The sequence below is a fragment of the Dehalobacter sp. DCA genome, from assembly GCF_000305775.1.
GTDB lineage: Bacteria > Bacillota > Desulfitobacteriia > Desulfitobacteriales > Syntrophobotulaceae > Dehalobacter > Dehalobacter alkaniphilus.
Genome location: NC_018866.1, coordinates 491,721 through 504,096, shown reverse-complemented (window position 1 = coordinate 504,096; position 12,376 = coordinate 491,721). Strand labels below are relative to the sequence as shown.

At 38.8% G+C, this 12,376-nt stretch carries 11 protein-coding genes; 3 read left to right on the top strand and 8 right to left on the bottom strand.

The window, feature by feature from the left end; translation table 11 throughout:
• Nucleotides 1–30: 30 nt before the first annotated feature.
• The 5 genes from DHBDCA_RS02485 to DHBDCA_RS15170 form a co-directional block, all read right to left on the bottom strand.
• Entirely contained in the window at nt 31–795 is a 765-nt protein-coding gene (locus tag DHBDCA_RS02485) for a DUF4367 domain-containing protein (RefSeq protein ID WP_015042579.1), read from the bottom strand.
• A 1-nt stretch (nt 796) separates the two neighbouring features.
• On the bottom strand, nt 797–1,351 hold the full coding sequence (locus DHBDCA_RS02480; protein ID WP_015042578.1) for an RNA polymerase sigma factor: 555 nt from the start codon (nt 1,349–1,351) through the stop codon (nt 797–799).
• Between the two features lie 169 nt (nt 1,352–1,520).
• Nucleotides 1,521–2,162, bottom strand: a complete 642-nt coding sequence (locus DHBDCA_RS02475; protein ID WP_015042577.1) for a cell wall-binding repeat-containing protein — start codon at nt 2,160–2,162, stop codon at nt 1,521–1,523.
• Nucleotides 2,163–2,540: 378 nt separating this feature from the next.
• On the bottom strand, nt 2,541–3,050 hold the full coding sequence (locus tag DHBDCA_RS02470; RefSeq protein ID WP_051014015.1) for a hypothetical protein: 510 nt from the start codon (nt 3,048–3,050) through the stop codon (nt 2,541–2,543).
• Nucleotides 3,022–3,459: a hypothetical protein gene (locus DHBDCA_RS15170; protein ID WP_144020264.1), complete on the bottom strand. Its 438-nt coding sequence runs from the start codon at nt 3,457–3,459 to the stop codon at nt 3,022–3,024. The genes DHBDCA_RS02470 and DHBDCA_RS15170 overlap by 29 nt, the downstream gene beginning before the upstream one ends.
• A 324-nt stretch (nt 3,460–3,783) precedes the next feature.
• Here DHBDCA_RS15170 and DHBDCA_RS02465 point away from each other — a divergent pair, with 324 nt between their 5' ends.
• Both DHBDCA_RS02465 and DHBDCA_RS02460 read left to right on the top strand, forming a co-directional pair.
• The gene (locus tag DHBDCA_RS02465; RefSeq protein ID WP_015042575.1) at nt 3,784–6,111 is read left to right on the top strand and encodes a M14 family zinc carboxypeptidase; all 2,328 of its coding nucleotides are present in this window, start codon (nt 3,784–3,786) and stop codon (nt 6,109–6,111) included.
• A gap of 165 nt (nt 6,112–6,276) precedes the next feature.
• The gene (locus DHBDCA_RS02460) at nt 6,277–7,524 is read left to right on the top strand and encodes a DUF5050 domain-containing protein (protein ID WP_015042574.1); all 1,248 of its coding nucleotides are present in this window, start codon (nt 6,277–6,279) and stop codon (nt 7,522–7,524) included.
• A gap of 155 nt (nt 7,525–7,679) precedes the next feature.
• Here DHBDCA_RS02460 and DHBDCA_RS02455 read toward each other — a convergent pair whose 3' ends face one another.
• Nucleotides 7,680–8,201: a sigma-70 family RNA polymerase sigma factor gene (locus tag DHBDCA_RS02455; RefSeq protein WP_015042573.1), complete on the bottom strand. Its 522-nt coding sequence runs from the start codon at nt 8,199–8,201 to the stop codon at nt 7,680–7,682.
• Between the two features lie 675 nt (nt 8,202–8,876).
• On the opposite strand from DHBDCA_RS02455, the gene DHBDCA_RS02450 reads away from it, so the two are divergent.
• On the top strand, nt 8,877–9,470 hold the full coding sequence (locus tag DHBDCA_RS02450; protein WP_015042572.1) for a hypothetical protein: 594 nt from the start codon (nt 8,877–8,879) through the stop codon (nt 9,468–9,470).
• A gap of 246 nt (nt 9,471–9,716) precedes the next feature.
• Here DHBDCA_RS02450 and DHBDCA_RS02445 read toward each other — a convergent pair whose 3' ends face one another.
• Together DHBDCA_RS02445 and DHBDCA_RS02440 are read right to left on the bottom strand one after the other, a co-directional pair.
• A complete protein-coding gene (locus DHBDCA_RS02445; protein ID WP_015042570.1) occupies nt 9,717–10,325 on the bottom strand; it encodes an ATP-binding cassette domain-containing protein in 609 nt (202 codons plus the stop codon).
• Complete coding sequence (locus DHBDCA_RS02440) at nt 10,322–12,304, bottom strand: DUF1430 domain-containing protein (protein WP_015042569.1); 1,983 nt, start codon at nt 12,302–12,304, stop codon at nt 10,322–10,324. Before DHBDCA_RS02440 ends, DHBDCA_RS02445 begins: the two co-directional genes overlap by 4 nt.
• Nucleotides 12,305–12,376 lie beyond the last annotated feature (72 nt).

Here is a 12,376-nt window from a genome sequence, read left to right as displayed (position 1 = left end):
AGAAGGTTTTTTGCAACAAATTTTTACAATTTAATTAATATATTTTACTCCTTCAGCAATCTTTAGCGCAGTATCCTGATCCGTCGATGCGCTGACCGTAAATATACGGCCTTTTATTTCCCATACGATTGTAACCGTCGAGTTTTTCACTGTAAGCGTCCCCTTGTGGCCGTTTATACTAATTTCTTTAAAGACGGATGCGTTTTCCGTGTCCGACTGGACAATACTGCCTTCATTTAATTCCGTATATAAAATAACCATATCCTGCTGATTTCTAAATACAATTTTTTTAAAGGTTTCACTATTGGAAGAGTTATTGACTTTATATCCTTCCGGTATATAAGTTGGAACATAGGCTTTTGTCCAGTTGACAACCGCCCCCCCGTTGCCCGATCCATTACCACTTTCATTTACCTGATAAGATGTATATTTCGGCTGAATATCCATGAAAAAGTTCAATACTTTGACTCTAATCGCTTGTACGCTGGCTACGGTGGTAAACAATAGAATAATAACAATCAGCATAGCTACCGCAGACCTATTTAAGATCCTGAAAGTTTTTTGCCTTAAAGCATAAGCCTTTTTTCTTTTTAAGATATTATCCAATTGAGAGCTGAACTTTTGAACGGCTTCCTCCGATGGAACAAATGCGGGATCATATTTCAGCTTTTCTCTTTCTTCCAGTAAGACTTTTCCTTCTTTTTCCACTGTCTCGTACATAACCAGCCTGAATAAACTATCTTCATATTCCTCATAGAGTTTCTTCTGCATTGATTGCGAACTATTATTCAACATGTTATACCACCTCCTTATGGATCAGTTTTTGGACTTTTCTTCTTGCTCGGGTCAAATACTGCCGGACACTGCCCGGTTTAATTCCCAAAACTTCTGCGAGTTCTTCATTATCCATTTCTAAGATATATTTGAAATATAATAAATCTTTCTCTTTCTCAGGAAGTCTTAAAATAGCTTCCTTCATCTCCGATGCCTCTTCCTGACTAATGATCATACCCTCCACACCGCCTTTAAGGTCGATAACCCTTTCAGCCAGGTCTGTGTCCTCCCCATAATACATATGCTTTTTTTCCACATCGCGATGTTTAATAAAATTAATTGCCACGCTCCTGGAAGTATAGACAACATAAGCAGCTGTTTTGCAACTTTCAAATGTACGCAGTAAGGGAATTTTAACGATAAGTTTGAGAAAAGTATCATCAATCAGGTCTTCTACAATGTTCGTATCATGCGTGATATTATAAACGGTCTTCCGTACGAGGCCGTAATAGTTTCGATATAAGTCCACCATAAAATCCTTATCGTCATCATTTGCCAATGCAGTCATTATCATCATTATTATCAAAACCACTCCTTTGATAACAATAATAACATATTCTGGGTATCAAAAGACAAAGATATGGAAAGAAATATAATATCTAAAGACATCATGAAGTATTTTTGCAACATTTTTTAATCGTTTTTTGATATTGTAATACAGTAAATTATTACTATATATTTTAAGATTATCTGTATTTGTTAAGCTTACTTAAGGCAGCGGAAAGTTCACTAATAAGTTGTAGGCGGTAAATGGTAATAACTATATTTGGCATTGTAGACTTGGTCAAAAATGCTCTGGACAGATAAATAGCCGATCCCGTAAGTGGCTGTACCTGTGCCCGCAGGAGTAGTCGTACTCGTGCTTGCATATTGACGTATAGCTGCCCCAAGCATACTGGTATTGCTTGATGGTTGTTCCTTGCTTGACCTGAAATGCGCGTACAGCTTAGACCTATAGCTTTAAGCTCGTTTTCAACGTTTTCCGAGATGGCTCCCGTACCACCGATAATAACAGCATTCTTGGCCTCAAGTCTTTGAATTTCCTTTTTTGTACTGCTGAGCAAATTCTCTTTGATGTTTAACAAAATCGGGCAATTGTATTTTTGCGATAACGGCGCGGCACAGAGCGCATCAGCAAAGTTTTGACCGGTTGCTATGATTACATATGCAGATTTATCGGGCCAGCCTTTTTGCGAGATCTGGATTGTCGTTTGGTAACGGTCATTTCCGGCAACCCTTTGCAACGGAGAATCGGCATATAACTTTGCTGAAGGGCATAATAACAACGCTAGAATACAGAGAACAGATAACAGAGATAGATTTTTCATAAGAAAACTCCTCGTATCAAATCTAGACTTTATTGACGATCAACTTTCTTTTGTTGGTGAGGTAAAAGATTTGTTACTACATCTTTTATTACATTTATTTTATTATAAAGAGACAACTTAAAGTGCTTTTGCAACACATATTGTGCATTTTTCTGTATTTAAAAGGCCGTCCTGATTAGACGGTCTTTTTGACACGTAATAAGAATTACCAAATAGATTCTAAATTTTATCTCTAATATTTTAGCTTTATCCCTCCCGTAATTGCACATTTTCTTTTCATTGCTCACGGTTTAAGAATCCCCCGTAATTTTAGATTTTAGATAAAGAGGGGATAAAACCCCTCTTTATGTTAGGAAAAACTCACCTGTAATTTGAAACTTATTTGCCTACAGCTGCAGCTTTTGCGGCTGCTTCTTGTTTGGCTAATTCTGCTTGGCCTGCATCGGAGGCTGAATTGAAGACTTCAAATTTTCCTATTACCGTATCGCCATCAGACGCATATAATGGAATCTCTGAATATGCAGGGGCATTTTTCATTTTCTCCATATACGCAACGGCTTCCTGCGGATTCTGAGGTTGATCTTTGTCTAAATCAGCTTTCTTAATATATCCAACTGTTCCATCAGTTCCCTGAGCCTGTATCAAATCTGGAAATTGCACAGATGTGGATGCCATGTTGGCGCCATAGGTTCGTCCATGAGCATTTACTTTGTAGTTAGGAGCAACATTAGAATTATCCGAGTCTGCTATCGTAGATATTGCTCCAAGACTCAAAGAGCCTGCTAAAAGACCTATAGCTAAAGCTATACCGATAGTAAAAATACCAGATTTTTTTAACATATTTTTCAACGCCCCTTCTTTAATTACTTTGTCTTGGTGAGTAAGCACACGGTTCTTCTAAATAACCACTCCCATTGTACATTCTAAAACTTCCACCTGCATAATATGTCCCTTTGACACTTGTATATGGAGAAGTAGCAGTTAACATTACCTGAGGAGAACTATTGTATGCCCAAGGGCTGTACTTAACACATGTCCCTGCGTCATTATACATATAAGCACTAACCCCCATATAACCTGTTGACGCACTTCCATTTGTGCAGGACATTATAGCACTGGCTGAAGCAAAACTAGGAGATGTCGTAATTGTGCAATAACCGTTATAGGCATACCCTCCATAATTCATACCAACGTTTGTTACTGGGCTGGATGCTTGACCTGCATATACCATGGTCGCAACAGAGAGAAATAAACCAAGAAAAAATGATATGAAAGAAACTCTTAACTTTCTAATCATATTATACTCCTTTATAATATTTTCCCTTCGAATACTAATAGACAACATAGATTACTTTTTGCAACACATATTTAGGATTTTTTTACTCCTGAGACTGTCCCTAAAACGGAAACGGCGCCAATTGGTACTTTTAGTATCAATATTATTTTCAACTGGAGCTAACCGACTACCCCCCTTTAAATTTAGACATAAATCAAAAATGCAAAGCAGGCAAGAAAGAATTAAGTTCTAAAATATATTTTTAGAATGGTTGCTAAACCCTTACTATTTTTCTTTTTACTTATTGAATTAGCTAATTCGATGAGTAAAAAGGAGGATACCGTAATGAGTACAAATGTTTATGGAGGCCCAGGAAACAAAGCGTATGCCGTAGTGGGATATCTCGATGCACTCGATCCCTACACTGTCCTATGGGAGGAATACGGATGGAAATTTATTGAATACCCATCGGGATCCAAAAAAAAGAGAGCGTATCTGCCAGGAGGAGCATGGAATCCGTTTCCGAGTTCATTCCAATCAGGGGTTTTAGGAGCTATGAATTCAGCTCAATACGTATATGGTGGTCCCAGCACAACGCTCTATGCTTCAATGGGATCTGTCTCCGCAAATGAAAAAGTAACGGTGCTTATCCCAAATGTATCTGGATTTGCTTTTATAGAATATAGCACCAGTAATGGTTCAAAAAGAGCATATGTCAGTGCCAGTACTTTAACTATGACAAGTACTACAGCTTTAGCAAAAATGAATTACGATACACCAACCTATTCGGAACCTTACCTTTATGGACAACAAATCGGTTCCTTATTTGAAGAAGAATACGTTGTCGTTCTACAGCAAAATAGCCGCATGGCTTATATCGAATACAACACAACGAGTGGGAGAAAACGAGCCTATGTTTTCAACTATAAGCTAACCCGCGTTAATACCACCGAACAAGTACCAAATCTTGAGGTCTCCAACGATTACATTTTCGCTTTCATCAATAATGCCGTGGATGTATACGGAGGACCGAGCTCGGATAATTATGCCGTTATCGGATCCGTAGGTCCCCTTGAGGATATTGGCATGATCCATAAGGAAAACAATTGGATCTATATTCAATATGCCACTACTGGAGGGCCAAAACGGGGATTTATCTCGTCAGCCATGGCAGATCTTGTATTCTTTGTTGGAGAAGGCACCGTTGATGATCTGGAAGACAAGACAAACAGCTATACTGGCTGGGGCGATTTGACGAATGCCGCAACCCCAGTCTATGCTGGCCCGGGTACGAGCTATGCATCAATTGGCAGTTTGGCTGCGAACGAAGGCGTTACGGTTTTTGCAGGTGCGGAAAATTCATTCTACCAGATCGAATATACAACCGCTGCCGGTCCGAAACGCGGTTTTATCCCGGACAATGTATTGCATCATTATAATTTAGGCGGACTTGCTATCGTTAACGGCGGACCAATTGTCGTGTACCACACTCCTGACTTATATCCCACATCGCCTCAATACGGAGCTATTGGTGAAGGCGAATATGTTGTAATTTTAGAGAAGAATGATACACGTTGCTATGTGGAATATAATACGTCGTCAGCTAGAAAACGCGGATACACCACTGCTTCCGGATATACTTATAAAAACATGGGTAACGTCAGCCCGCTCCCCAGCCTGTCAAGCGACACGTATATAGCAAACACAGACATTCCCGTCTATGCTGGACCAAGTAGTGCCTATTTTCAAGTCGGCAGCCTAAATCAATATGAGCCTGCTATCCGATTAGCAGCTAACGTGTTGGGCTATTCCTATATTCAATATACAGGATCTAACACAACAAAACGCGGGTATGTCCTTTCGTCTGGGCTGTCTTCTTATCAAGTCGTTATTCCGGATTTCACCTATGCGAATGTTACGAAAGGTAATTATGGGCAAAGCGGAGCCGGAAGAAATTTGGAATACTATCGAATTGGCTCCGGAAACAAACGTCTGTTTTTGAACTTTGCGATTCATGGGTTTGAAGACAATTTTAACCAAGACGGAGCTGAATTAGTCGATGTCGCAGGCGGCGTAATCCAGATGCTTTCTGATAATATTTCTTCCGTTAATAGTCATGACTGGTCGGTTTTTGTTATTCCATCTGCAAATCCTGATGGTCTGATTGATGGAAATACAAATAACGGTCCCGGTCGGTGCACAACATGGCGGTACGGCAGCACACGGGCTGAATTGGTTCAAGGCGGAGTTGACCTTAATCGAAGCTTTGATATCAACTTTGCTGTCAATACAGATTCACGAAACTATACCGGGCCTTATCCAAACTGGGCAAAGGAATCGGAAGCTCTAAGAGATTTTCTTGTTGCCAACAAATCTGCTTCTTACAGAAACGTTATGATAGATAGCCATGGTTGGCTACAGCAAATTTACACTATTGATGGTAGTCAGGCTTATTTGTCCAGACTCTTTAAATACTTTTTCCCGCAAAATACGCAGATGTCATTAAATGGCGCTAACGGCTATGTATCTATTTATGCATATTCTTTGGGAATGGAAGCTTGTTTGTTTGAATTTCCTACAAATGTAACGCATCCTGCAGATATCCAGGTTTTAGGTTACAAGGCTGCTTTCGTCAATGCTATTATGTCCCTTATTAACGAAGAGCCTTATTGATTGATCGATCTGGGACACTTTGCATAATCAAAGAGAGGGATCCTTCTTTTGGATCCCTCTCTTTGTATTTATTTCAATATTTTGTAATATTTGTTCTGAAGTTATGGTATAATCTCTAACATGATCGTTCGAGCAGCACTATCTTTTATCGATAGGAAGGTTTATATGATTTTTAGGAGAATCCATCACTCTTTTATTACTATTACCTATATTCTAGTGATCCTGTCTTTAGTTCTTGTTGTCTCAGGCTGTCAAAAAACTGGCACGAACCCAGCAAATCTAAATTCCAATACCTCTTCTAATTCAACTGAGAATAACCAGATTTCTTCCGAAGATAATCCCGCGCTGCAAGGTAACGTCCCGTTAAACTCAATCGTTGCTGAAAAAGATAGTCATCGCTATTTTCTTTCACATGACGGAGACAGAGCCGGTTACCTTGTTGATACCAGCCTTTATCGTCAGGGTATTAATGAATCCTCTGCGGTGCGCCTGGCCATTGGTCAGATTGAATATCTCCAAACTGCGGGAGATTATGTTTATTATCTTAAACAAGGAGAAGCTAACGTATATCATTTAATGCAATTATGCCGTATCAATACCAAAACGGCGAATCCGAAAGAAGAAATAGTTAAAGAAGACGTAAACTTATATTCCCTTTATGACCATTGGGCTTTTTATTGGGATAAAAAAGATTCCTCGCTTTATCGCCTGGATTTAGCAACCCATGGGGCTAAACCTCAAAAAATTGCTGAATTCGCGGACTTGGACTCTCTTATCGCACGGGGAGATTTTATACTCGTTATTGAAAGAGAAACTGTAAGAAAACCTCAAAAGATTATTACTACGTCCAAGATATGGGAACTCTCGGCAGACGGGTCAAAAAAAGATCTCCTGATGAGTGAAGATTATTATAAAGTATCACTTATTCAACCGTATCAAGACTCCGTTTATTTTGTGAAAGATTACAGCATCCAACGCATCAATATTACAGGGGGACACAGCGAAAAAGTATATACTCCTGACGGCACTAAAATCCAATCTTTTAAAATTAATAACAATCGGATCTACGCGGAAGAATATTCATCTTCAGAAAAACATATCTATACTTCAATGAATTTAGACGGTACAGACAAGCGTCTTATCTTTATTTATCATAGCCCGGTAGATACCCAAGGATCAGCGGTAAACGGAGCTTTAGATAAAATGAATATCCATGCTTTCGATATTACTCAGGATTACTTAGTTTTGACCGGAAGTTCCTATTATATCGGGGAGATTCTTACAACCCGTATCCCAATCACTGGAGAAGCTGGAGCAAAAAAAGAAGAAGTATTCTTCAATGGAGCATGGAGATCTATTAAAGATTATTTTGAAGAGGCAGACCGCGTACTGACCTCTAAGGGTTTGAAATAAATACCTTTTTGCAACATATATGCTGGGTTTTCTTCACTATCCTTGAGTTTCTTAAAGACAGTCAAGAAAAAAGGCTACTTCCTGTTAGATATAGGCATAGTATCCTTTTTTTCCTTTGCTGATTAAATTTGTTTTTTTATGTATCTTTTCTTATCTTATCCAATTAACCTTTTTAAATTATTAATCGCCTTTCTTTTGGTTTTATTTACCGCCTGATGTGTTACTCTGAGTTTTTCGGCCAAATCATTTTCAGAAAAACCATTAATAAATAACTCTTTTAAAATTTTTTGTTGATTTTCCGGCAATTCTTCAAGTAACATGTTTAATAAAACCATATTTTCAGGGTCAATGTCCATCAATGGATCCTTATAAATATCTTCTTTAAGTTCAACTTCAAAGTTGAGAATTTTACAGTATTTTTTTGATAACTTGATATACTCATTTTTAATCGACACGGTTATATAAGCAATAAATTCCTTTTCATTGTTGCTTTTTTTATAAAACGGGAAATTATTGATAATTTCCAAGAGAGCGATAATCAAATCAGATTCCGCTCCGTCATAATTTAATTTTCTCGAATATTTTTTGATCAAAGGTATGAATCTCCATATAATTTTTTCTTTCGCATCTTTGTTGCCATCCCTGGCACTCTGTGCCAATAAATACAGATCACTCATATCTTCCCTCTCTTGCAAATGATTTCCAGTAATTAAAAAGAGAGAAATATATGATTTAGCAACCCGCAAATAACAAAATTTTAGTAAATTGGTAAAATTATAGTCATTAGATTCACCAACTTTCTATTTTAATTTTATATATTTGACAATTGTTTCCTGGTGAATATAAAGACAATATTTGAATAGTTCTGCAACACCTTAGCCACAATTATTTAACCGATTGGCACCTGCAAATTTATTAAAAACTAAAAGTTATACAAAAATGCCAGTTATCACTGTTCCTAAAAAGGCAACAGCTCCAACTGGCATTTTTGTATTTCCATACAAAGTTTTGCTTAATTTTTTAACTTTTCAAAAAAAAATATCCAGCAGTGAATAATCATTGTCACAAAGTTATGTACAAAAAACAGTAGTATTGCTGCATCAAAAGCAGACAATGCTGCAGGCACTCAATTTCTTGAAAAAATACCCTCATACTATCCTAATATTTTAAAATCTTACCTGGATTAACAAGTTGCTAATATAACAGGCCAAAAGAAGAAATATTCACAGATCAACTAAATTATATTCTTAATTTTATCGAGCCCTAATAAAGCAGGTTTACAAATATCCATATTTCTTCTTTTTACTAATTGAATCATTTGATTCAAAATTTTTAATCAAAGGAGAGATATTATGCCTACTTCAGCAACTATGTCAAGTGCCTCGACAGTCTATCATGGACCCAATTCCAGCAACTATGCCACTGTCGGCAGCGTAAGTTTGAACGAGTCCGTCCAAGTCTATGCTATGGAGAAAAATTGGTTCTTTATTGAGTATTCTACAGGTGCCACTACAAAGAAAAGAGGCTATGTTACGTACAGCAAGATCAACAATGCAGCGACGGTCGCAGCCAGCGTCCCTACTCGGTCCTTTACCGGCTATGCTGATGTCTCGATTCAGAATATTACGGTATGTACAGGCCCGGAAACATCAACTACTTATCCATCTCCTGGTACGGTTTACGCTACGGAAGGCTTCACGCGTTTTAACGAAACCAGCGGAGGCTATACCTATATTGAATACAGCACATCGTTGGGAACCAAACGGGGATATGCCCTGACCAGCCAGCTTGCAGGCAGAAACAGGGGCGTGCTGTCAGACGTCACAGCAGCATCACCTACAGTTTATACCGGCCCGCGCAGCGACTACGTTACCGGAGGAAGTTGTTTACCTGGGAGAATACGTGGTTATCCAGGAAAAGGACTCCTCTTCCTGGTACTACATTGAATTTAACTCAACCTCCGGCAGAAAACGCGGTTATGTCAACCAAAGCTTCATAACGCCATATTCTTCGACCAGCGGAATTGGGGCGCTGAAAACCGTCCAAAAAGATAACTTTCTGAAATCCTTCAAATAATTTAAATTTAACTAAATTAGCTGGCACTCATTGATCACGTCCCGGCCAGTTTTTTCTTTCGCTGTTTCATATTGACTTGTAAATAACGTTACATACGTATACGTTCAAATCGAAATTTATAGTTCGATAACCCTTCGCGCTTTATCTTTAATTTTTTGATCATGTGTCACGATAATGACGGTTTTCCCTTCAGCGTTCAGCGAAAGCAGAATATCCATAATAATTTGAGCGTTTTTGCCGTCCAGTGATCCTGTTGGTTCGTCAGCTAAAATGATGTCGCATTTTTTAAGAAATAAACGGGCCAACGCCACGCGCTGCTGCTCTCCGCCGGACAGTGTATAAACCTTACTATTCAGTTTACTTTCTAGCCCGACTCTTTCCAGCACTTCTTCAATCTTATAATTCGTGCGGCTGTCCCGCCTGATCAACTCAAGGTTCTGTTCAACTGTTTTACTCTCGATCAGCGCAAAATTTTGAAAGAGAAAACCGACGACAGAGCGGAAATATGCCAATTTTTGCTTATTCGTCGTGTACTCCATTCCGTTAATTCTCAAACTTCCGGCGTCAATGGGCTCTATTAAGCCAATAATGTTTAATAATGTGGTCTTTCCCGTTCCGCTGGCACCGGAAAAGCAGACGAATTCCTGATCCTTGATGAGAAAATTATAGTCTTGAAATAGAGTCAGATCCTCAAACTTTTTGGTGATATTAATTCCTTCAATCATAATACCCTTCCTTTTAGAATGGCAGGTACATTGGCTTTTTCCACTGTACTTGCCTTCTTAGCAATAAATATTAACTCAACCGCCAGCAAAATGAGCCCTCCCCAGATGAGATCGGCACCTTCGGCAATCCCTAAAAGCTCTCTAAATAAAAACGCCAGGATGATGCTCACCAGAAAAACGACTAACGTGATAAGTATCAACCTCTTATTTCTGGCAAAGAGTGAGTATCCAAGTACTTTTTTCAGCGCCAGTTCCATTGCGTTGAACTGATACTCCAGTTTGATAATAAAACTGATCAGCGCGATTTCCAGAGCCAGCAAAAAGATCGATAAAATAACGACTAATTTCACATTGCGTAAGATAATCGCCCAATTGTGTTCATAGATATCCAGGGCATTGGATTTGACCCTGATTTGATCAGACAGCTGATACTCCGCGATGAACTGATTGAAGTCCTGTTCGGGGATATTGTACATCGTATCATAGGCATAGTACATATCGTTACCTGCCTGATATTCATCAATTTTTTGAAGCGTATTATTGAAAATTATGATCGGGTTCGCCATTGGTCGGCTTACGTACTTGTTCGGCTGATTATGAATGCCCACAAAACTCATGTCGCCGTCATATACTTTGGTTTTAACGCTTGAAAGAATTTTTTCTCCAAAAAAAGCAGTGATCATTTCTTTCGCAATAAGACATTCCTGAGAATCCTCCGATATGCCGGACGGGATCAGGATATAATAATCGTCGTCGGCGCTTTTGACCGTCGCTGTCAAGGCATTGCTTACTCTTGATATTTCTTCAAAGGCGTTTCTATTGATTAAGATAACAGGGTACGGGCTGCTGAAATTAGCTGTCAAATCGTTGTATTGCAAGGAATATTTTTGAAACCGTTTATAGAATTCTTGATTCATCATGCTTTCATCTGATATTGTTTTACCTAAGTGATTATTCACCCTGTAATTCAATTGATAGTAACTATAATCCTTATGTTCGGAGAAAAAATCATGCTGCTTATACATCAGATACCCTTGAGCTAGGATGGAGAAATTGCTGGACAAGACAATGAGGGTGAGTATGGTGGTTATGGTTTTCAGGATATAGTTGGCTGTAAGCAGTCCGCCGCCGGAGCGTCTGACGGCGATATCTTTTTTAAAGTTAACGCGCAAAATTGCCGCATTGATCAGGGTATTCACAATTATTAACACCAGAAAGGACAGGGCAAGGGCTTTAATTTTAAAAAGTACATTGGAATTGGATAATAGGCTTAATATGAACGGCAAGCTAAGGAAGGCACTGACCAGGATACCGATATCAGCCAAAGCATTTTTGCCAAAAACAGTTCGGACATCCTCCCCAAGGGTTATCCGCACCGTGATCTCCTTCTTCAGGCTGATGATTTCATAAATCGTCAGCAGCAAGATCAAGCCAAAAACGATAGACCAAACCGCCAATAGATTCAGCCAAGTCTCTTTATCGGAACTGAACAATTTAGGGAGTCCGCCTCCGTATTTACCTACCAGGCTCGCTTTAAATAAGCGCATGGCTATCAGTTGGGATTGATCGCCGATGTAATAACAATCTTTGAACTTTTCCATCGTCTTAATCTTACTGAAATCCGCATATCTAACTTGTGTTTCTCCCATAAAAAGGCTGTTATGCTTTCCTTCAAGAATACCTTTGATTTGTAATGTTTTCAAAGCGTTGGGCGTGCCGAATACCGTGATCTCTTTTGCGTAGGCCGAGATAATCGTACTGTCCACAAAGAAGAAATCGACATCATACTCCTTTCCTGCATCGAGAAAATCCTGGATGACTTCTTTTTCCCCGATAGCAGCTTCTCGATTCACAAAATCAAATCCCGACTGGTAATAGGATTCTTGAAAGCCGTCCAGATAAAGAATGAACAATTCCCCATTAAAAATAAAGCCTATAGTGATTAACAAGTATATGACGATCACTTTTATTTTCTTCATAATACAGAAAACCCTTCTCTATTAATTGTGGCAAATACGGGGCTAAAGAATGCCTCCATATCGTCATATCGT

Excerpts from the sequence above, each read along its gene's own strand:
- DHBDCA_RS02455 (WP_015042573.1), bottom strand. The coding sequence starts at position 8,201 with ATGAGTGATCTGTATTTATTGGCACAGAGTGCCAGGGATGGCAACAAA.
- DHBDCA_RS15170 (WP_144020264.1), bottom strand. The coding sequence starts at position 3,459 with ATGATTAGAAAGTTAAGAGTTTCTTTCATATCATTTTTTCTTGGTTTA.
- DHBDCA_RS02475 (WP_015042577.1), bottom strand. The coding sequence starts at position 2,162 with ATGAAAAATCTATCTCTGTTATCTGTTCTCTGTATTCTAGCGTTGTTA.
- DHBDCA_RS02445 (WP_015042570.1), bottom strand. The coding sequence starts at position 10,325 with ATGATTGAAGGAATTAATATCACCAAAAAGTTTGAGGATCTGACTCTA.
- DHBDCA_RS02460 (WP_015042574.1), top strand. The coding sequence starts at position 6,277 with ATGATTTTTAGGAGAATCCATCACTCTTTTATTACTATTACCTATATT.
- DHBDCA_RS02440 (WP_015042569.1), bottom strand. The coding sequence starts at position 12,304 with ATGAAGAAAATAAAAGTGATCGTCATATACTTGTTAATCACTATAGGC.
- DHBDCA_RS02480 (WP_015042578.1), bottom strand. The coding sequence starts at position 1,351 with ATGATGATAATGACTGCATTGGCAAATGATGACGATAAGGATTTTATG.
- DHBDCA_RS02485 (WP_015042579.1), bottom strand. The coding sequence starts at position 795 with ATGTTGAATAATAGTTCGCAATCAATGCAGAAGAAACTCTATGAGGAA.
- DHBDCA_RS02450 (WP_015042572.1), top strand. The coding sequence starts at position 8,877 with ATGCCTACTTCAGCAACTATGTCAAGTGCCTCGACAGTCTATCATGGA.
- DHBDCA_RS02465 (WP_015042575.1), top strand. The coding sequence starts at position 3,784 with ATGAGTACAAATGTTTATGGAGGCCCAGGAAACAAAGCGTATGCCGTA.